The organism is Larkinella punicea (assembly GCF_003334855.1).
Classification (GTDB): domain Bacteria; phylum Bacteroidota; class Bacteroidia; order Cytophagales; family Spirosomataceae; genus Larkinella; species Larkinella punicea.
In genome coordinates this window covers 11,457-32,865 of record NZ_QOWE01000017.1, presented here as the reverse complement: position 1 = coordinate 32,865, position 21,409 = coordinate 11,457, and the positions used below count along the sequence as shown (strand labels likewise).

General features: G+C 51.4%; 18 protein-coding genes. 16 read left to right on the top strand and 2 right to left on the bottom strand.

The window, feature by feature from the left end; translation table 11 throughout:
- Window positions 1-2 precede the first annotated feature (2 nt).
- From DUE52_RS20010 to DUE52_RS20000, 3 genes are all read left to right on the top strand, one after another.
- Window positions 3-827: a polysaccharide deacetylase family protein gene (locus DUE52_RS20010; RefSeq protein ID WP_229312236.1), complete on the top strand. Its 825-nt coding sequence runs from the start codon at window positions 3-5 to the stop codon at window positions 825-827.
- A 105-nt stretch (window positions 828-932) separates the two neighbouring features.
- Window positions 933-2,096, top strand: coding sequence for an aldose epimerase family protein (locus DUE52_RS20005; RefSeq protein ID WP_114407823.1), 1,164 nt, complete (start codon window positions 933-935; stop codon window positions 2,094-2,096).
- A 96-nt stretch (window positions 2,097-2,192) separates the two neighbouring features.
- On the top strand, window positions 2,193-4,136 hold the full coding sequence (locus DUE52_RS20000) for an SGNH/GDSL hydrolase family protein (RefSeq protein WP_114407935.1): 1,944 nt from the start codon (window positions 2,193-2,195) through the stop codon (window positions 4,134-4,136).
- Window positions 4,137-4,194: 58 nt separating this feature from the next.
- On the opposite strand, the gene DUE52_RS19995 is transcribed toward DUE52_RS20000, so the two are convergent.
- The gene (locus DUE52_RS19995) at window positions 4,195-4,728 is read right to left on the bottom strand and encodes a hypothetical protein (RefSeq protein ID WP_114407934.1); all 534 of its coding nucleotides are present in this window, start codon (window positions 4,726-4,728) and stop codon (window positions 4,195-4,197) included.
- Window positions 4,729-4,928: 200 nt separating this feature from the next.
- On the opposite strand from DUE52_RS19995, the gene DUE52_RS19990 reads away from it, so the two are divergent.
- The 5 genes from DUE52_RS19990 to DUE52_RS19970 all read left to right on the top strand — a co-directional run bounded on the left by DUE52_RS19990 (window position 4,929) and on the right by DUE52_RS19970 (window position 12,784).
- Window positions 4,929-6,251, top strand: coding sequence for a Gfo/Idh/MocA family protein (locus DUE52_RS19990; protein WP_114407822.1), 1,323 nt, complete (start codon window positions 4,929-4,931; stop codon window positions 6,249-6,251).
- A 151-nt stretch (window positions 6,252-6,402) separates the two neighbouring features.
- A complete protein-coding gene (locus tag DUE52_RS19985) occupies window positions 6,403-9,822 on the top strand; it encodes a ThuA domain-containing protein (RefSeq protein WP_222930299.1) in 3,420 nt (1,139 codons plus the stop codon).
- 115 nt (window positions 9,823-9,937) lie between these two features.
- Window positions 9,938-12,055: a hypothetical protein gene (locus tag DUE52_RS19980; protein WP_133299883.1), complete on the top strand. Its 2,118-nt coding sequence runs from the start codon at window positions 9,938-9,940 to the stop codon at window positions 12,053-12,055.
- A 240-nt stretch (window positions 12,056-12,295) separates the two neighbouring features.
- Complete coding sequence (locus tag DUE52_RS19975) at window positions 12,296-12,484, top strand: hypothetical protein (protein WP_114407819.1); 189 nt, start codon at window positions 12,296-12,298, stop codon at window positions 12,482-12,484.
- Window positions 12,485-12,520: 36 nt separating this feature from the next.
- The gene (locus tag DUE52_RS19970; RefSeq protein ID WP_114407818.1) at window positions 12,521-12,784 is read left to right on the top strand and encodes a helix-turn-helix domain-containing protein; all 264 of its coding nucleotides are present in this window, start codon (window positions 12,521-12,523) and stop codon (window positions 12,782-12,784) included.
- Window positions 12,785-12,881: 97 nt separating this feature from the next.
- Here the strand turns inward: DUE52_RS19970 and DUE52_RS19965 are convergent, their stop codons facing one another.
- Window positions 12,882-13,451, bottom strand: a complete 570-nt coding sequence (locus tag DUE52_RS19965; RefSeq protein WP_114407817.1) for a DJ-1/PfpI family protein — start codon at window positions 13,449-13,451, stop codon at window positions 12,882-12,884.
- A 470-nt stretch (window positions 13,452-13,921) separates the two neighbouring features.
- Here DUE52_RS19965 and DUE52_RS19960 point away from each other — a divergent pair, with 470 nt between their 5' ends.
- From DUE52_RS19960 to DUE52_RS19925, 8 genes are all read left to right on the top strand, one after another.
- A complete protein-coding gene (locus DUE52_RS19960) occupies window positions 13,922-14,122 on the top strand; it encodes a hypothetical protein (RefSeq protein ID WP_133299882.1) in 201 nt (66 codons plus the stop codon).
- A 74-nt stretch (window positions 14,123-14,196) separates the two neighbouring features.
- The gene (locus DUE52_RS19955) at window positions 14,197-16,191 is read left to right on the top strand and encodes an ATP-binding protein (protein WP_114407815.1); all 1,995 of its coding nucleotides are present in this window, start codon (window positions 14,197-14,199) and stop codon (window positions 16,189-16,191) included.
- On the top strand, window positions 16,188-16,823 hold the full coding sequence (locus tag DUE52_RS19950) for a response regulator (protein WP_114407814.1): 636 nt from the start codon (window positions 16,188-16,190) through the stop codon (window positions 16,821-16,823). Before DUE52_RS19955 ends, DUE52_RS19950 begins: the two co-directional genes overlap by 4 nt.
- Window positions 16,824-16,923: 100 nt before the next feature.
- The gene (locus tag DUE52_RS19945) at window positions 16,924-17,376 is read left to right on the top strand and encodes a hypothetical protein (protein WP_114407813.1); all 453 of its coding nucleotides are present in this window, start codon (window positions 16,924-16,926) and stop codon (window positions 17,374-17,376) included.
- Between the two features lie 33 nt (window positions 17,377-17,409).
- Window positions 17,410-17,910 (top strand): hypothetical protein, encoded by a 501-nt coding sequence (locus DUE52_RS19940; RefSeq protein ID WP_114407812.1) that lies wholly within the window; start codon window positions 17,410-17,412, stop codon window positions 17,908-17,910.
- A gap of 52 nt (window positions 17,911-17,962) precedes the next feature.
- Window positions 17,963-18,382 (top strand): hypothetical protein, encoded by a 420-nt coding sequence (locus DUE52_RS19935; protein WP_133299881.1) that lies wholly within the window; start codon window positions 17,963-17,965, stop codon window positions 18,380-18,382.
- 106 nt (window positions 18,383-18,488) lie between these two features.
- On the top strand, window positions 18,489-19,421 hold the full coding sequence (locus DUE52_RS19930) for a M20/M25/M40 family metallo-hydrolase (RefSeq protein ID WP_114407810.1): 933 nt from the start codon (window positions 18,489-18,491) through the stop codon (window positions 19,419-19,421).
- Window positions 19,422-19,529: 108 nt separating this feature from the next.
- Complete coding sequence (locus DUE52_RS19925) at window positions 19,530-21,404, top strand: serine hydrolase domain-containing protein (RefSeq protein ID WP_114407809.1); 1,875 nt, start codon at window positions 19,530-19,532, stop codon at window positions 21,402-21,404.
- Window positions 21,405-21,409: the final 5 nt, after the last annotated feature.

The window sequence follows — 21,409 nt, the reverse complement described above, 5'->3', positions numbered from 1 at the left end:
CGATGAAACCCAACCCGATCCTGCGCGCATCTACCCTGTTCTGCGCCCTCCTCAGCCTTTCGTTTTCGAGCGAAATGCCGTCCGCAAAACCGTCGGCGGCCCCCATTGTCTGGCCGAACGGCAAGAAAGTAGCCCTCAGCCTGAGTTTCGACGACGCCCGGTTGAGCAACGTCGATAAAGGGACGGTTTTGCTCGATCAATACGATGTCAAAGCCACGTTTTTCGTGGTGCCATCGGCGGTAAAAAAACGGCTGGAAGGCTGGAAAAAAGCCGTGGCGAGTGGTCACGAAATGGGCAATCACTCAGTCAATCACCCCTGTAGCGGCAACTTTACCTGGTCGCGGGAAAAAGCTTTGGAAGACTATACGGGCGAGAAAATGCGGGCGGAACTGATCGAAGCCAACAAACAGGTGCAGGAATTGCTGGGCGTCAAACCGGAGGTGTTTGCCTACCCTTGTGGGCAGATGTTTGTGGGGCGCGGAAAAACCACGCAGAGCTACGTACCGATTGTGTCCGATTTGTTCATCAGCGGTCGCGGCTGGCGGAACGAAGCGCCCAATGATCCGGCCTACTGTGACATGGCCCAGATTTATGGGATGGAAATGGACGGAAAAGATTTTAATGAAATCAAAGACCTGATCGAAACCGCCCGTAAAACCGGGCAGTGGCTGGTGCTGGCGGGTCACGAAACGGCCGAATCCGGGGGTCAAACCACGCGCCTGGCGATGTTGAAGCAACTCTGTGAATACGCCAAAGACCCCGCCAACGGCGTCTGGATCGCCCCCATCGGAACGGTCGCCAAATACGTCAATAAACAACGGAATTAAAATAGAGATGGTAGTTTTCAGCCTCCGGTTTCTGACCGGAGGCTTTGATTGACCGCCGGTTCTGCCGGCTATCCTCATTTGAACACCTTCTTTTTCAGCCCGCAAATGAACACCAGATTCGGTCGAACGCCCCTCCTTTCATTGTTGGTGGGCTGCGCAACCGTATGGCTAAGCGTCGCCTGTTCCGGAGAAATCCGAACCGGAACAACGAAGCGTACCGTCACCAGCCACATTCGCAAATCGGTTTTTGGCCAAACCGCCGACGGCACGACCGTTCATCTTTTCACCCTGACGAATACCAACGGCATGGTGGTCAAAATCACCAACTTCGGAGCCACCCTCACGTCTATCGTTGTGCCGGATAAAAACCGCATACCCGGCGATGTGGTGCTGGGATTCGATAGCCTGAGCCGGTATTTGTCGGGGCAACCGTATTTGGGGGCGCTCATTGGCCGCTACAGCAGTTTTCTGGGTCATGGCCGGTTTTCCATCGACGGCAAGACTTACCAACTGGCCACCAATGCCGGCACCAATCACCTGCACGGCGGAATAAAAGGATTTGACAAAAAAGTGTGGCAGGCCGAGGAACGTCCACCGGGCAACGGGTCGTCGTTGCAACTAACCTACCGAAGCCCGGACGGGGAAGAAGGCTACCCCGGCAACCTGGACTGCAAGGTAACGTTTACGCTCACCGACCAGAATGAACTCCAGATCGACTACGAAGCGCGGACAGATCAAACAACGCCCGTCAATCTGACCCACCATGCTTATTTTGACCTTTCGGCGGGTGCGGCTCCGACTATTCTACACCATGAACTACAGATCAATGCTGACCACTTCGTTGTGATGGACCCGAAGATGGTGCCAACCGGCGAACTGCGGGCGGTGAAAAACACGCCACTCGATTTTAGAAAAGCCACGACCATCGGTTCCCGAATGGAACAACTGCCGGGTGCCTATGACCACAACTACCGGCTCAACCCGCCCAAAAACAAGCCCATTCGTCTGGCGGCATCGGCTTTTGAACCGCTGAGTGGCCGGTATCTGGAAGTGTTCACGACAGAAGCCGGGCTGGAACTGGCAACCTCTAACTGGCTGAATGGCAAGCTAAAAGGAAAAGCAAACCGGTCGTACGCCAAACAAAGCGGTTTCCTGCTGTATCCGCAGCACCTGCCCGATTCGCCCAACCAACCGTCGTTCCCTTCCACGTTGCTCAAGCCCGGCGAAGTCTATCACCAAACGACGATCTACAAATTTTCAACGAAATAGAAATTCTCCAGAACCCGCCATACCCCTTTTTACAACGCGCCGGGAGTAGAAAAGAACCGTTTTCAACTTCCGGTTTTGAGTCTTGATTTCGTTCCCATGCGTTCCTTCCCGATCTTTTTTGCCCTCTTTTTAACGGTTACTTCCCGTAATCTGCACGCTCAGCCGGGCGAAAAAACCGCCTTGTGGCACGGTTTTGAAAAGGTAGAATTCAAGCTGAACGACGTACCCGCCCGGTACATCAAACCCCGAAAACCACTGCCCGGCAATCCGTGGGTCTGGCGCGCCCACTTTCCCGACTGGCATGTCGAAATGGACAGCATTCTGCTGGAACGCGGTTTTCACATTGCCTACATCAACACCAATGATTTATACGGCAGCCCGAAGGCGATGATGATCTGGGATGCCTTTTACCAGCACCTCGTTTCGGAAAAAGGTTTTGCGCCGAAGGTGGCGCTGGAAGGCGTCAGCCGGGGCGGTTTGTATGTCTACGGCTGGGCTAAACGGAATCCTGCCAAAGTGAGCTGTATCTACGCCGAAGCCCCCGTTTGTGATTTCAAAAGCTGGCCTGGCGGAAAAGGGAAAAGTAAGGGCGACGCCAAATCGTGGCAGCAACTGCTCGACGTCTACGGGTTTTCGGAATTTCAGGCGCTGGCGTTTGACGACAATCCGATGGATCATCTGGAAGGCATGGCGGCTTATAAAATCCCGATTTTGCACGTCATCAGCCTGAACGACAAGCTGGTTCCGTCCGACGAAAACACGTTTCCGCTCGTGGAACGGTATCAGAAACTCGGCGGTCCGACCACCGTTTATGCCATGTCGCGGGGCGCGCAAACACTCGAGGGCCATCACTTCCCGATTGAACATCCCGACTGGTGGGCCGACTTCATTCAGCAACATTCCGTGCCCGTTCAAAAACCGTTGTCTTCTTCGGCGTATGTCAACATCCGGGCTGGTTTGCCGAATGCCTACCGGGTGATCACGGAGCAGAAAAAAGCCACGGTGGCGTTTCTGGGCGGTTCCATCACCCACAATCCGGGTTGGCGGGACAAGGTGAGCCGGTATTTGCAGGAGAAATTTCCGCAAACCACCTTTACGTTCATCAAGGCCGGGATTCCATCGCTCGGGAGTTTGCCGCATTCATTCCGCATCGAACAGGATGTGTTGAGCCAGGGCAAAGTCGATTTGTTGTTCGTGGAAGCCGCCGTCAACGACCGCACGAATGAAACCGATAGCCTGACGCAACTTCGCGCACTGGAAGGCATCGTCCGGCACGCCCGAAAAGCCAATCCGTCCGTCGATGTAGTGCTGATGGAATTTGCCGATCCCGACAAGTTCGGTGATTTTCGACAGGGCAAAGAACCGGTGGAACTCGCCAATCACGAGCGGGTGGCCGCTCACTACCAACTGCCTTCCATCGACCTGGCGCGGGAAGTGTACGACCGAATCGCAGCAAACGAGTTTTCCTGGGAATACGATTTCAAGGATTTGCACCCGTCGCCGTTTGGGCAGGAAGTGTATTTTCAAACCATGAAGCATCTGCTGAATACGGCTTTCCAAACCGCGTCATCGACCCCGGCCAACCCATTGCCCGTAATGCCTCCGCTGGTTCGCGGCAGTTTTGACAACGGCCATTATGTGTCGATCAACGAAGCGTCGCTCCAAAACGGCTGGAAGCTGGTTGATAACTGGAAACCGGCGGATGGCGTTTCGACCCGCCCCGGTTTTGTCGACCGGCCCATGCTGGAAGCCACCACGCCGGGAGCCGCCCTCTCCCTGAATTTTACGGGAACCGCCGTTGGCATCGCCCTCATTTCGGGGCCGGATGCGGGGGAAATAGAATACCGCATCGACAAAGGGCCTTACCAGAAAATGGACCTCCAGACCCAGTGGAGCCAGCAATTGCACCTGCCGTGGTACAAGCTTTTTGCCAGCAACCTGCCCAATAAAAAGCACGTTTTGCAACTCCGCCTGGCACCTACCCGAAACCCCAAAAGCAAAGGAACCGCCTGCCGGATTGTGTATTTTTTGGTGAATTAAGGATGTTGTCGAATTCTGGAACGAAACCGGTCAGGTCTTGAAGACCTGACCGGTTTCTCTACCACGATGTCGGCAGAAACGTGCTGACGTTGCTGTCACTTTCCTGAAACCGCACCACCAGATTCGGCTTGCCATTGCTGCCGGTTTTCAGTTCGTAATGGTACGTCTGCGTTTTCAGCTCCGAACGATTCATTTTCCGGTTCACATTTTGCTTCGGAAAGCAGGAATAAAAGCCCCGGTAATGGCCCTCCGTGGGGGTTGTCGTAAACGAGCCGTCGGTTTCGCTGAAATCCACGCTTCCTTTTTCGAAGGTAAATGCTTCGGTTTTGCAACCCGAATAATCGCGGGTGGTGGCCACGAAATACTTCTCGTAGGTGCCATCGGATTTGAAGTCGAACACCACCGCCAGTTCAAAGGGTTTGCCCTGGTAGGAACCGTCGTAGGCCCAGAAGTCACTCATGGCAAACGAGCCATACATCCATTTCCCGGCGGCTTTGGCCGGCACATGACCACCCGGTAGTACGGCCTCCGCGTCTTTCTTGCAACTGCACAGCAGGACCACCGCCAGCAGCGTCATCACTAGTGTTTTCATTTTTTTCATTTGATTTGTGTTTACTGGTATCGGCATCAAAATTGGCATGTCGTCGGACTTCGGCCAGTGGTCAGGCGGTTGAAACGGAAAAAGCCGCCCCTGAAGCGACCGAATGGGCGGCTTTTCGAAAACCGCCGATAGTAAATCCGGGGCGGTTTTGGCTTTCTACTTGGAAATCAAGCTCAATTTGCCAGACCCTCATGGAAAAAGAACCTTTTAGTGCGTTATCCCGGCGAAAATTCATCGGACAGGCGTCCGCAGCCCTGTCGGCCTTCATGATCGTCCCCCGGTTTGTGCTGGGAGGAACGGGCTACCGGGCACCGAGCGACATCATTACGCTGGGTTTTATCGGCACCGGCAAGCAGAGCCGCGGGCTTTCCCGAAATTTTCTGGCCACCGGCGAAACCCGGATTCTGGCCACGGCAGAAGTTTACAAAGCCAAACGCGATCTGTTTATCGAACAGGCGAAAGCCTATTACACCAGCGAAGACGGAAAGGCCAAAGTGAATGGCGCGTATTCGGACATTCAGGCCTATAACGACTTCCGGCAACTCCTTGACCGCAAGGACATCGACGCCGTGGTTATTGCCTCGCCCGACCACTGGCATGCCGTTATGGCCGTGAAAGCTGCCGAAGCCGGGAAGGATATTTACTGCGAAAAACCGCTCGCGCTGACCATTAAAGAAGGCCGGGCGATGGTGAACGCGGCCCGCAAACACAAGAAGGTGTTCCAGACGGGCAGCATGCAACGGTCGTGGCCGGAGTTCCGGCAAACCGCCGAACTGATCCGCAACGGCTACATCGGCGACATCAAAGGCATCAAGGTGAATGTGGGACCTCCGCCAAAACGGTATGATTTACCGGCTGAACCCATTCCGGAAGGACTGGACTGGGCGATGTGGCTGGGACCCAACGAACCGGTTCCGTTCAATTCCGAACTGGCCCCGCCCCTGTCGAAAGACGTGTTTCCCAACTGGCGGAATTACAAGGAGTTTGGTGGTGGCATGGTGACCGACTGGGGGGCACACATGTTCGACATCGTGCAGTGGTCGCTGGACATGGACAACAGCGGCCCCGTGGAGGTGATTCCGCCGGACGGCAAGGAGCATAAATTCCTGACGTATCGCTACGACAACGGCATTACGATGACCCACGAACCCTGGGAATGGAACAACGCCATTCAGTTTGTTGGCTCGGAAGGCACGTTGAACATTCAGCGGAAGAAGCTGGAAACCACGCCGGCTACGCTCAAAGACAAGGTGATCGGCCCGGACGAGAAACACGTTTACCACAGCGACAACCACTACAAGGACTTCCTGGACGCCATGCGGAAGCGCAGCCAACCCATTTGCGACGTCGAAATCGGCCATCGCACGGCGTCGGTTTGCACCATCGGCAACATTGCCTACCAGCTCAAACGTCCGCTGAAATGGGATCCGAAAAAGGAGAACTTCAAAAAGGACAAAGAAGCCAACGGCCTGTTGGAAAGGTCATTGAAAAGCGAATGGGCGATTAAAGTCTAACCGAAGGCCCGGCCTAAAACCGTTAAAAATGGTTTCCAAAATGTTCGACCATTTATGTTAGCCCACGGTTTAAACCGTGGGTTAATTATACATGTCCCAAACGGTTTTAACCGTTTTGATTTGCTCAACCGAATTTACTATTCCAAACACAATGCCAATCTCTATCAGAACAAGTACCATCGGTGCCACGCTCCTGCTCATGGCGTCGGTAGCCGGGAGTTTTTACGGCTGCAAGACGCCCCAGAAAGCGTCGACGCAGACTCCGTCGTCAACCCCCGAACCCGTGGCGACGGCTCCGGCACCCAAGCCGAAAGTGCCACGCATTCTGGTTTTCTCGCGCACCAAAGGCTACTACCACGAGTCGATTCCGACCGGAATTGCCGCCATTCAGAAGCTGGGCCAGGAGAACGGTTTTCGGGTCGATACGACCAAAAATGCCGACTATTTCGTGGAAGACAGCCTGAAACACTACACCGCCGTCGTGTTTCTGAGCACCACCGGCAACGTGCTGAACCCCGATCAGCAGGTAGCGTTTGAACGCTACATTCAGGCCGGGGGCAATTTCATGGGCATTCACGCGTCGGCGGATACCGAATACAACTGGCCGTGGTATAACAAACTCGCCGGGGCGTATTTCCTGCACCACCCCAAGCAGCAGAAAGTCGCCATCGACGTGATCGACAAAAATCACCCGTCGACCAGTTTCCTGCCCGACCGCTGGGAGCGGTTTGATGAATTGTACAGCTACCGGAACATCAATCCCGACATCAAAGTGTTGGCGAAACTGGACGAAACGACGTACGAAGGTGGCCGCAACGGCGACAATCACCCGTTTGTCTGGTACCACGAGTTCGACGGAGGCCGCGCATTTTACACCGGCGGTGGGCATACGAACGAAAGCTACAGCGAGCCGCTGTTTCAGCAACATTTGCTCGGCGGGTTGAAATACGTGATCGGCGACAACAAGGACCTCGACTACTCGAAGTCGTACGCGGTGAAAACGCCGGACGAAACCCGGTTTGTCAAAACCGTGCTGTCCAACGACCTCAACGAACCGATGGAACTGGCCGTGGCACCGGATGGCCGGGTGTTTATGGCCGAACGCAAGGGCAAGTTTTACATGTATGACCCCAAAACCAAAAGCACAAAACTGGTCTATGATTTTCCGGTAAAAGCCGTCGAAAAGTACCTGAACGGTTTATTGGGCATGACCATCGACCCGAATTTTGCCAAAAACCACTACCTGTATTTCTTCTACACGATTCAGACCGGCGAGGAAACGAAGCAGCGGATCGGGCGGTTTGTGATGAACGACGACGGCACGCTAGATCTCAAATCGGAGAAATCGATCATCGAGTTTCACATCGATCTGGAAGTGAGCGCCCACACCGGCGGGTCAATGGCCTGGGACAAACACGGCAATCTGTTCATTTCGACGGGCGACAATACCGTGCCGTTCGAGTCGAGCGGTTTTTCACCCACCGACTGGCAGGCGGGTCGGCTGACGTTCGATGCGGCCCGTTCGGCGGGAAATACCAATGATTTACGCGGTAAAATTCTGCGGATTCACGTTGAACCCGACGGTTCGTATACGATTCCCGAGGGCAATCTGTTCCCGAAAGGCATGGCGCAAACCCGGCCCGAAATTTACGTCATGGGTTGCCGGAATCCGTACCGGATTTCGGTCGATCCCGAAACGTCGATTGTCTATTGGGGTGAAATCGGCCCGGATTCCGGCACCGATGGACCGCAGGGACCGCGTGGCTACGATGAGTTCAACCAGGCGAAGAAAGCCGGGAATTACGGCTGGCCGTTTTTCGTCGGCGACAGCAAACCGTACAAAGCCTACGATTTTGCGACCAAAGCCGTGGGTGCCGAGTTTGATCCAAACGCGCCGGTCAACAACTCGCCCAACAACACCGGGTTGAAAAACCTGCCGCCGACCACGAAAGCGATGGTCTGGTATCCCTACAACAAATCAACTGAATTTTCGGAACTGGGAACGGGCGGACGTTGCGCGATGGGTGGCCCGGTGTATCACTTCGACGCCAACCTGCAATCGGATGTGAAACTGCCGCAGTATTACGACAAGGCACTGTTTATGTACGACTGGATGCGCAACTGGGTGTATGCGGTTCGGATGGACGACAACCAGAACTACAAACGCCTGGAAGCGTTCATGCCGGTGCGGGGCGATTTCCGCCGTCCGGTCGATCTGGAAATTGGCCCGAAAGGTGAGATGTACATGCTGGAATACGGTTCGGTGTATGGGATTGACAACGACGATGCGCGTCTGGTAAAGATCGAGTTTAACCCCGGAAACCGCACACCCGTTGCCAAAGTGACGGCGCGGGATACGATTGGGATGGCTCCGTTCAAAGTCGCCTTCAACAGCCGCCAGAGCTACGATTTCGACGAAGACGATAAACTGACCTACGAATGGAAATTTGAAGGCAATCAGGTGGGTTCGACCGAAGCCAATCCGACGTTTACGTTCCAGAAAAACGGCATTTACCCGGTGACGCTGAAAGTGACCGACCCGTCGGGGCAAAGTTCGGTCGATACGTTGGAAATCAAAGTCGGGAACACGTTGCCACAGGTGGCCATTGCGACCACCGACAACAGCACGTTCTTCTTCGCCGACCAGATGCCGTTCAAATACGCGGTCAATGTGAAGGATAATGAGGACAAAGCGATCGACAAGAAAAAGGTAAAAGTCGCGCTGAACTACATTCCGAAAGTTTCTGGAAATGATCAGGTGATGGGTCACCAGCAGATTACGAGCACGTTCAATCTGGGTAAAAACCTGATGCAGGCCAGCGATTGCAAGGCCTGTCACCAGATCAACGGCAAGTCGGTCGGCCCGGCTTTTGTTGAAGTCTCGAAAAAATACCGGGGTGACAAGGGCGCGGCCACGCGGCTGGCCAACAAGGTGATTACCGGCGGTGGTGGCGTCTGGGGCGAACACGCGATGAACGCCCACCCGCAGTTGTCGAAGGAAGACGCCACCGAAATCGTGAAATACGTGCTGGCGTTGGGGAATGAGCAGCCAGATGTGACGCTGCCGCAGCAGGGCACGACGGTTTTGAAAGAACACGTCGGCAAGGACCAGACGGGGCGCTACATTCTGTCGGCGTCGTATACCGACAAAGGTGGGGCCATCACGCCCCTGACCACCAGCGAGAGCCTGATTCTGCGCCCCGCCAAAGTGCAGGCCGGTGATGCCGACGAGGTGTATAACATGAACCGCCAGCGCGGTCGGCTGGGAGCTACCAAAAACAAAGCCTATTTCGTACTGAAAGGCGTGGACCTGAAAGGCATCCAGAAGCTGACGTACCAGGTGGCATCGAAAGACCACGATGGCACGATTGAAGTACACACCGGCTCGGCGAAAGGCCCGGTCATCAGCACGGTGGCGTATACGGCCACGGGAGCCTGGAACAAAACCGCCGAGCTAAGCGCCCCGATTCAGGACCCTGGCAGCAAGCAGGATTTGTATTTCGTGTTTGTGAACGCGGACCCGAAAGCTGAGAATATTGGCGGGGTAAGTTGGGTTGAGTTTGGGAAGTAATTTTTAGATACGGTTTTTTGGAAGGGAGCCACCGTGGTTGGGAGACTGCGGTGGCTCCATCATACATTGGTGATTTGTCAGTTTTGACAAAGTTGTCTACATTTATCAACCTATCATGAAATATTTAAATAAAATGAACAAAATAAAAGATAGAGCTTTAACATATAGTCTTTTAGCGCATATTAGAAATAGAGGGCAGCTTATCAAGGGGCCAGTTGAAGTATTTATTCCATTAATAAAAAGAACTTTATCAAAACTAAATGAAAAAGGGGTTTTTAGTGGAAAAAGCATTGTAGAAATAAAGAACGAGGCTGATTATTTATATTCTATTGACTTCCCAATTCCTGTTATTAGGACAATTTTGTCTTTGATTGCAAAAGAAGTTAATTCTGAAAACGAAATATGTTTTGTACTTTTTCAAGACGATGCATTTCAGATTAAAAACTATACTTTTACAGAATTCGAAGAAACTATTAGAATTCATAATGTTGAACTTTCTAATTTAGAAAAACTGTATAAAGATTTTTGCGAAACTCTTGGTGAGGAAAAACCAGATAGCCTTTCAATTCTAGAATTTATAGAGAAAAGTAGATTCTCTTTGTCTAAATATCTTGCTCACAAACACACTGAACCTAATAAAGATTATACAATTGAAGCACAATTTGTAGATTTTTTTAAAAAAATTCCTTCTGTTTATGATACAATTAGAAAAATATACCTAGGTTCAATATTAGTAGGATATGTTGAGTATAGAACGGAGGCCGTCAAAACTAATGTAGAACTTTTACTTGATACAAATTTCATTTTAGGCTTATTTGATTTAAATACACCTGAATCAACACACACATGCAGAAAAATACTTGAAATTGTAAAAATACAAGGTTATAAATTATCAATTTTAATTGATACAATTAGTGAAATAAGGTATTTACTAAAAGCAAAAGCCCAAAATTTCAACATGTCATTTCTTCAGAAGAAAATATACCCAGAAGATATCTACAATGCATGTGAGAGACGAAACTTAAACGTTGCAGATATTGAAAGAATCACTGATAATTTAGAAAATGATTTAGGAAATTATGGGATTGCCATTGTATATGACACTACTAAGTATAAGAATTTAGCAAAATATAGCAATGAATTCGAATATCTAAAAACTATTAGAACTTCCGAAAGATCAGCTTTCCACGATGCTACTGCAATTCAATATGTAAGAAATAAAAGAATAAAAAAAATAAGAGAATTTGAAAACGTTAACTGTTGGTTTTTAAATAATTCTCTCAATAGGGATAAATATATTAATGGAAAGAACGTTAATGAAATCGAATTTCAGCCTGATTTAATTAGAGCAGATGACTTTCTAAATATTATATGGTTGAGTAATCCGCAAATTACAAGGAACATTAATATGGATGAAGTTGTAGAAATTGGCTTATCATCTTTAGTATCATTGTCATTAACTGCATCGCTACCTAAACTATCAATTATTAAGGAATTAGACGATAACATTAGTAAATATGCTGAAGAAAGTAATTTATCTGACGAAGATATATTAAGAGTAGCTACTAGAATTACAACAAAACAATTGACAGATATAGATGGATTAAATAAGCTTGCAAACACTAATAAGGAAGAGTTTGTTAAAAGACTTAATGAGGAAGCCAAAAAGCAAAAAGAAATTGAAGAAGAGAAAATCAAAAAATTAGATAAAGTTTTAAAGGATTTTATTGATAAAAGTTCTTCTCTTGCTAAAATAAAAACCGATTTTGAGGAAAAGTCTAAGAAAATTGATGAGAGAATAACAAATATAACAGGAGATTCTGTAATAAAAGATAAAACAATTGATGAATTAAGAAATCAACTTGATATAGAAAGGCAACAGCGAAAAAAAGAGTCACTATCAAGGAAGAAGAAGGAGAGGAATGACTATATTAATACTAAAGTAAAAAAATGGCAAAATAATGTGAATTATGAGTTGATTATCTGGGGCATTATATTTATTGTTAGCGTTGTCTATATTTTATATTTAGCAAGTTGGAATATTAATTTAGCTATTGGCCTTTACAAGAACATCAAAGATGATTTTATATTTGGCAATATTCTTTTTATATTAGGATTAATTTTCACTGGGTTTACTATTAAAAAATGGTACGACAGGCATCACAATTATTCTAATATAGAAAATTATAAAAAAAATATTGAAATACCAGAAAATCTAATTGAAGAAGAATAAGTAAGAAATTCCCTTTGTCGCTCGCGTGCCGCAAGCGACTTCTATTCAAAAGGCCTTTGTCCCTCCCTTGTAAGCTTCTTTAATTTACTCCCAAAACCGGTTTCGGGCCAGAGGGCTATCCCTCATGCACGTCATACGAGTTGGAACTGAGCTTGCTCGCTTCTACGCAAAATCCGGACTCAAACCCTTGTTTACTAACTAAACAAAACGCATCTTTATGTTATAACCCTTCGTCCTACTATGAATCGCAGAGAGCTAAGCAAAATGATCGAATTTCACGAAAGTCGTTTGGCTCATATTCTGCATCTTTTAGACCATCTCTACTATCAGATTGAAGAAGAAGGTACTGAGAAAGAGTGGGTCAGCCGCTTGACGAGGGAAAAGAAAATTCTGGCGTGGTTGCGGGAACAAAAAGCCGATGATGAGTAATACCGGGACTTAATCTCCCCTTTACAATAGACTGAGATGGAAAAAACGAAAATTGATCTCACTGCGGAACTGGAAGAAATCAAGCGAGGCCAGCAACAAACGCTGGATTTTCTAAAATCGCACGGCCACGAACTGGATCTGGGCGAATGGCTGTCGGTGCGGGACTACGCCAAAAAATACGGTGTTTCGATTCAGGTGGTGGTCAACTGGATCAACCGAGGCATTATTCCGGCTGACTGCGTGGAAGACCTGCCGATGTTCAACAACATTCGCATGGTTCGGGACAAGGTGTATAAATGAGACGCTGCAGGGCTTTCGATCAAACTTTAGAGCCGTTTCTGCCTTCTTCAGCAAGGGCATAAAGAAGACAGAAACGACACGGCTTCAAATTCGGCCTTTATTCTTCCACGAGTTCCTCTTTTTTGAGACAGGCAAAGACCTCGCGATAGAACTCGGGGTGTGATTGCCAGGTCTGTGCGGTTACCATGTTCCGGTCGCGGACGGCCTGTTGGGTCGAATAAGTGCCACCACCCATCTCAATTTCGGTCCGCACATGTTCGTAAGCGGTTAGCTTTCGGTTGTTCGCTAATCCGGCGGTGACCAGAATCTGGATGCCGTGGCAGATGGCAAAGACCCATTTGCCCTGCTGGTCAAACGCCCGGACGACCTCCAGCAGCCCGGCGTGGTTGCGCAGGTATTCGGGGGCGCGGCCACCCAGCAGCAGAATGGCGTCATAGTCGTCGACCACCACCTCGTCGATCGTCAGATCGGAAACCAGACAATAGCCGGGCCGCTCGATGTAGGTATCCCAACCGGGTTCAAAATCGTGCATCACCAGATTCAGCCGGCGTTTGCTGGGTGCGGCAATCACCGCGATGTCGCCTTCTTCCTGAAAGCGGTGAACGGCATAGAGGGTTTCGTAACTTTCGCCACCATCACCGGTGACAATCAGTATTTTGCGATTCATGGCGTAACAGATTTAGAATATGGGGTGTAAAAAGAGCCATTTTACCCCCTAAACCACCAAAAGCAAACAATCCGGCCGTCCTACCTATCCGTTAAAATCTGATTACGTTCCGGATATTCCGCGCCCGCGATTCGTAAGATTCAACAGAAGTCTACCTGTCAACCCTTCAAAAAATCGTTCTTTTGGGTCGCGTAGCGACCAGATGTTTGTAGGAAAGAAGGTATTTCTCCCCTTCCGGGGGTCGCGTAGCGATCCAACAAAAGGCAAAGTCGGATCGCTACGCGACCCTGTAAGGCCGAACCCGGATAATTGGCTACAAACATTTCGTCGCTACGCGACTAAAAACCGGGCAGAGTGATCGGTATGTTAGCCAAAAACCGCCGATCCGTCCTTTGCAAGCCGAAAAACCGCAAACACTAACCAGCCCCCCGGTGTTGTATTGGTTCACCTCACGCTTGCCACCATACGCCATGAAATATGCGGTTTCCTACAACATCGAACAGTCCGTTTTTGAGCTTCGCGTCAATCAAAACGACCCCATCGTCTTCACCAACCACTTTCAGGTGATCGAGTACCTGGAACAGGCCGGGCTGTCGGAACCCGATGGGGATTACGTCTATGATCCCGTCGAAAAGGGGTTTACTTTTTCGGAAGCCTATGCGCTCGATTAAACACCGGTTATGAATAAATAAAGAACCAGTCATTTATATTTGCGAATCAATGCCTTGGCACACCCAACATCCGTATGCTGGTCAAACGACTCCTGCTTGTAGTTTCGGTTCTGATTCTATTGAAAACCAATGCCTTCGGTCAGTCGCTGGCGGACACCTCGGCCATTCTGACGCAACTCAACCAGGCCGAAGCCATTGAAATGCAACAGCCCGAAAAGGCCCTGCGGGACTACCGGGAAGCCCTGGCAACCTCCCAACAAACCGGCTACACGAAAGGATATTTCGAAAGTGTGCGGCTGATCACCTATCTGCTGGATGTGCTGGGTCGGCACGACGAATCGGAAAAACTGGCGACTGAAGCCTTGCAAAAAGCCCTGCGGGAGCCTTCCGAACAATACCGGAGTCAATGCCATTTTGCGCTGGCACAGTCGGCCAAGTGGCAGGGCAAAAACAAGCAGGCGATTCAGCATTTCAAGAAAGCTGCGCCCTACATGCTGGCCCACCAGAACCGGAAAAAAGCTGCGGTTTTGTACCAGAATCTCGGCCTGATCTACGAAGCCGAAAAACTGTATCCGCAGGCCCTGGACTACTACAACCGGGCGATTCGGTATGACCGAATGGCAAAAAGCACGAACCAGGAACTGGCAGTGGACTACCACAGCGTGGCCTCCGTTTATGTCAAACAAAACCGGTTGAAAGAAGCGCTGGTGTATTACCGGAAAACAAAAGCCCTTCTCGACACGACCAAAGACCTTTCGCTGCTGATCAACTTGTACAGCAACATCGCGAATCTGCACAACGAAGAAGCCCGGTACGACTCGGCCCTGTTTTATTACCAGAAAGCCCTGCGGCTGAATCGCCAGTCTAACAACCCCCTCCAGGAGTTGCATTTGCTGGCCGGTCAGGCGGCCACGTACAACGGCCTGAGCCAGTTTGCCAAGGCCAAACCGCTGCTGGACCGGGCGCACGACATGGCGAAAACCAACCGGGTGGGCCTGTCGGAATTCCGGAATATTTACCGGGAATATGCCAATGCCAGCCACGGTTTAGGGGATTACAAAACCGCCTTTGCCTGGTATCAGCAGTATGTCAAAACCAATGATTCGTTGTCGACACGGGAGGCCAAAGAACTGCTGGGCGAATACGAAGTGAAACTCCGGCAGGCCGAAGCAGGGCAGCAACTGGCCGAAAAACAACGCCGGATCGAGCAACTGGAACAGGCGCAACAACGCCAGAAGCTGTGGCTCCTGATGGCGGTTCTGGTGGGGCTGAGTGTGGTGAGCGGTTTGGTGTTTGCCTACCTGTTCATGCGCCAGCGTCGGCGCACGGCTGACAACGCCCTGCTGGCGGCCGAGCGCGCCCACGAACTCGCCGTGGTGCAGTCCGAATTGCAGGGCCAGCAGAAAGAACGGCTGCGAATTTCGAAAGAAATGCACGATGACCTCGGCGCATCGCTGACAACGATCGGTTTGTTGAGCGAGGTGGTCAAAACGCGGATGAATGCCGCAACGCTCCCTGAAATTGCAAAAATTTCGGCGATTTCGGCCGACATGGTGACGGCCATGAACGAAATCATCTGGTCGCTGAACACCAAAAACGACAGCCTCAACGGGCTGATTGCCTACACCCGGGCCTTCGCCAGCGAGTTCATCGAAGATACCGCCTTGCTCCTGCGGACGCAGGTAAGCGAGTCGCCCCGCGAGATTGTGATGCGGGGGGCCGACCGGCGGAATGTGTTTCTGACCGTGAAAGAAGCCCTTCACAATGTGGTGAAACACGCTCAGGCCACGCAGGTCTGGCTCACAATCCGGCCCGAAACCGACCGGCTGGTGATTGAAGTCGCCGACAACGGACACGGTTTTGCACCGAATGAACGATCCCGCTTCCGGAATGGACTGGGGAATATGAAAAACCGCATGGGCGAATCGGGTGGAACCTGTGACATTTCTTCGTCGCCGACGGGTACCCGTGTGACGATTACCTATCCGTATCCGACTGCATCGACGGCCAAAAATACTGCAAATGCAGTATGGCAGAAAACCCAAAAAAGCGCCAATATTGCCGGATGAACACCCCCATCACCGTCGCCATTGTGGAAGACAAGGAACTGATCCGGCAGTCGCTGGCCATTCTGGTCGATGGTGCCGACGGTTTCGCCTGTCAGGCGACGTTCGAAACCGCCGAAGCGGCACTGGATCATTTGCCAGGGCAGTGTGTCGATGTGGTGCTGATGGATATCGACCTGCCGGGCATGAACGGCATCGACTGTGTACGGCATCTGAAACAGCTCTGCCCGGCCACCCAGTTCATGATGTGTACGATGTACGACGAAGACGAGACGGTTTTTGAAGCCCTCAAAGCGGGGGCGAATGCCTACATTCTCAAGCGCAGCCCGCCCCACAAACTCCTGGAAGCCATCACCGAACTGCACGAAGGCGGTTCCCCCATGAGTAGTACCATTGCCCGTAAAATTGCCAGTTCGTTCCACATCAGCCCAACGGCTCCCAACGAACTGGACATTCTGACGCCCCGCGAGCGGGAAATTCTGGATCGGCTGTCTAAAGGTCACAGCCACAAGGAAGTGGCCGCCGAGTTGTTTGTCAGCCCCACCACCGTCCGGAAACACATCTTCAACATCTACGAAAAACTCCAGGTCCACTCCAAAATCGAAGCGGTCAACAAGTATCTGGGACGGAAATAAAGTGTAAAAAATCATGCAAATGCGGTATTGTCGGCCCAGGAAAGAGCCGATAGTTTTGCCCCGGTGATTGACGGTAATCACCCCAAAACAACGCACGATTATGAAAACGCTGCTTCTGTTCCTCCTGGTAACGCTGACTTTTACGGCCTGCAAAAAAGACAATGACGAAGTCGCGCCCGCTAAACCGGCGGAAGCCGTGGCGGGTACGTATACGCTCACTTCCTTCTATTACGTGTCGGGTGACGACCGCATCAATCTGCCGACGCTGCCGTATACCCAGAACGGCCAGACCATTTCCGGAATCGCCAGCCTGACGCCCCAAACCACCAATGATCAGGTGACCCTCCGACTGACCCTGAAAATAACGGGAAGCGACGATCAGTCCATCGAGCTAAAAAACATCACCGTGCAGCAAAACGGGTCAGGCTATGACCTCACCGCAGGTAACCAGTCCATTGCCAGTTCCGACGGCCAAAAAATGAATCTGGCGATCTCCGAAACCGACCCAACCACGAAGAAAACCTCCGAACTCAAGTTCACCGCCGAGAAATAATTCCACTTGTTCCACCCATTTAATGACCTGATTATGTGCAAGAAACTCGCTTTTATCCTTAGTGCGGCCTTCCTGATGCTGCTGAGTAGCGATCGTGTGCAGGCCCAAAAAGCCTTTGAACAGGGCCGGATTGTTGGCACCGCCGGTTTGCTGCTGGAAAGCAATGCAACACCGGTAACAATAGCCGTTGAATATGGGGTTACGGATGAGATTGGCGTCGCCGGCAAAGTGGTTTATCAGTCAAGCAAGGGCTACAGTGCCTATTCGCTTGGCGTGCTGGGCAACTACCACCTGGCCAAAGCTTTTTCGGTGACGGGCAATAAATTCGATCCTTTCCTGGGTATTCACATTGGCAAGCCCTTTGCGTCGCGGGATGGGCGGACGGCCTCCGGAAGCGTTTTTGCCGGTGCCCAACTCGGTGCCCGGTATCTGGTCAACGAACGGATCGGTCCGTATGCGCAACTCAATCTGGGACTCGTCAATTCAGCCGGATCGAGTTTTGAACTCGGGGCGGCTTTCAAATTCGGGAATTAACCGACAAAATCAGCCACCTTTTTTTTCGTCTTGTAAACTCAACGCTTTGAATATGAAAATCTGGATTAGTTGTCTGCTCTTCGCTTCCTCAATGGCTCTGGCTCAGTCCGGCGAACCGTTCAAAAAGGGAAATAGCGTTTACGTCGAATCGTTGTCGAAAAACGAAAACAGCCAGGAAACGCTGAAAGCCTTTGTCGATCAGCTTCAGGAATGGGGCCATTGGAAAGTGTTGTCCAACAAATCCTCGGCTGATTTCATCATCAAGTTAAATCTTGAAGCCAGCAGAGGAATTCGGGTTACGTCCTGGGGAGGCACTTCGATGGCTTGTAGCGCCCGGTTTTACGATAAATCCGATGTATTGCTCTGGGAAACGGACACCTACAAGGCCAGCCCCAACGGCACCAACGGGTTTAACGCCAAAAGAGCTGCGGTTCGTAAACTGGTGAATGCCATCGAAAAAAAATACCGCTAAGTCCCTGATCAGACGTAGCTTCTGCGTCCGAAAATGTTTTTAATCTGAAAACATTGCAATGAGGCTCTGTGCTTTAAAATCGGCAAAATCCGCTACTTTTGCGGGCATGAACTACCGATTTTTTGCTTTATTTCTTCTGCTATCCACTCCGCTTTTTGCGCAGGAGCCATCGGCCAGTCGCATCACCCGGCACATCGAAAAACTGGCTTCCGACCAAATGAAAGGCCGTGGAACGGGCAGCCGCGAAAATGCCAAAGCTGCGGCCTACATCGCCCGGCACTTCCGAAAATACGGTCTAAAACCGCTGGGCGAAGACGGTTTTTACCAACCCTTTATGGCCAAAGTCCGGCGCGTGGTGGTGCCCGACAGCCTCCGCAAAGCCGCCAATGTGATCGGATTTCTGGACAACGGCGCGGAGCATACCATCGTGATCGGCGCGCATTATGACCACCTGGGCCTGGGCGATCAGGGCAGCTCGCTGGACGCCAACCCGCGGGGACAGATTCACAACGGGGCCGACGACAATGCATCCGGTGTGGCCGGTTTGCTGGAACTGGCGCAGTATTACACAAAAAATTCAGTGAAAGAACCGTACAATTTTCTGTTCATGGCGTTCGGCGCGGAAGAACTGGGTTTGCTGGGTTCCCGGCATTTCCTGAACCACCCCACCCTGCCGCTGGACCGGATGAATTTCATGGTGTGCATGGATATGATTGGTCGGTATAACCCGGAACGCGGTATTGGCATCGGAGGCTACGGAACCGCCGACGCCTGGCCGACGGTTTTCAAAGATGTGACGGCCGGGGTAAAATTCTTCACCGACCGGGCCGGCAACGGCGGTTCCGATAATGCGGCTTTTTACGCCAAAAAAATTCCCGTGCTGTTTTTCCACACCGGCGGTCATCCGGATTACCACAAACCGGGCGATGATCCCGAGAAAATTGACGCCAAAGCCGAGGAGGAAATTCTGAAGCTGGAAATCAAACTGATCAACAACGCGATGAAGCTGCCGAAGATGACGTTCACGGCGGTTCAGTAAGTTACCTGGCGAACGATTTTGTTCTGGTAGAGTATTGCCGGATGCAAAGCGACTTTCTACTGAATATACGCAATTGACAGCGTTAGCCCACGTAGAAAGACCTCCGGCATGACCTTCCCCCAACAAATTCGTTACACGGTTTTCCTTTTTTGCTTCCTTTTCGTTCACCTGACCGGAAGGAGCCAGGAAAAACCGAAGTCCCCCAAAACGATTCCGGAACTTCAACGGGCGATTGAAAACGTGCTGAAAGAAACCGGAACCCCGGCGGTCGGGGTGGCTTTGGTGAACGGAGACAGTACGGTTTGGGTGGCGGGGTTGGGAAAAGCCAATCTGGAGAAAAATACGAAGGCTACCGCTACGACGCTGTTCCGCATTGGTTCGGTGTCGAAAATGTTCGTTTCGCTGGCCGTTCTGAAGCTTCAGGAAGAAGGCCGGGTGAGTCTGAAAGACAAGGTCCGGGATTTAGCTCCCGAAATCGCTTACGTTAACCCCTGGGAAAAAACCGCTCCGATTCTGGTGGAGCATCTGCTGGAACACACCACGGGCTGGGACGATATGCATATGGCAGATTACGCCCTCAACGATCCAACCCTTACGCTGAAACAGGGACTCGATTTTCTGCCCGGCACCCGGACATCCCGCTGGATGCCAGGCACCCGGATGGCCTACAGCAATTCGGGTCCGCCGGTGGCCGCCTACATCATCGAAAAGCTGACGGGTCAGCGTTTTGAAGACTACATTCAGACTCATTTTTTTCAACCACTGGGCATGACAACGGCGACGTATTTTGCGTCGTCACTTTACCAGCAACGGGGGGCCACCCTCTATGTGAATAACGATCCCCAGCCGTATTGGAACATCAGCGTTCGTCCCTCGGGGGCCATTAATGCGTCACCGACAGATATGGCCCGGATGCTCCGTTTTTTTGTCAACCGGGGTCGGGTTGATGGTCGGCAACTCGTGCGCGAAGCCTCCCTGAAACGCATGGAAACCCCCTCTACCACCACCGGCGCGCGGGAGGGTCTGGACTATGGCTACGGTTTGGCCAACTATTCGACCCCGTATAAGCAGTTTGTGTACCGCTCCCACTCCGGCGGGGTGAACGGCGGACTAACGGATTTTGCGTATCTCCCGACGCACCGGGTGGGCTATGCCATTATGATCAATGCCGCGAACGGAAATGCCCTTTCCCAGATTGGGAACCTGATTCGAAGTTTTCAGACCGCCCCTTTTCAGACCGATTCGACCCGCAAAAAACCGGTGGAACAAAAGCTCGATGATGCGATTTCCGGCTATTATGTTCCGATCAATCCGCGGGTGCAAAAGATGTATTTTCAACAGCGGATTGTGGATGTAAAGCGCCTTTGGCGGAACGGAAATTTTCTTTTTAGCCGAAACCTGTTCGGGGGCGGTTTAGAAACCCACGTCGCCGTGACCGACCGGCAGTATGCCTCGCCCGAAACCGGAAAAATCAGTGTGGTGCAGGTACAGGACCCGCTGGCGGGGGAAGTCGTTCACGTGGGCAGCCTGGCGCTGATGCGGATTTCACCGGTTCTGGCATACGGTCAATACCTGCTCAGTATCCTCTGGATCCTGTATCTGCTGGGTTCGGTAATTTTCGGCAGCGTCTGGTTGATCCGATACTGGAGGACCAGCAAGGGCCGTAAGGAGACGCGCAACGTTATTCTGTGGCCTTTTCTGACGAGTCTGCTTTTTGTGGTGACCTCGGTTCTGGGCATCATCGGCGGGCAGGATCCGATGGAACGGCTGGGAAAGATGGGATTTCTATCGGTTTCCGCGCTGGTATTGTCCATTCTTTTTGCCCTGGCGGCCGTCTGGTCCGTCATCACGCTGATCCGGGAACGGAAAGCCAGCCTGAGCAGAACCGTTTACTGGCACATGGTCGTGCTGTCGATTCTCCATGTCTTGGCCACCGGTTATCTAACGTGGTTTGGGGCCATTGGCGTACCAAGCTGGCAGTAACGCAC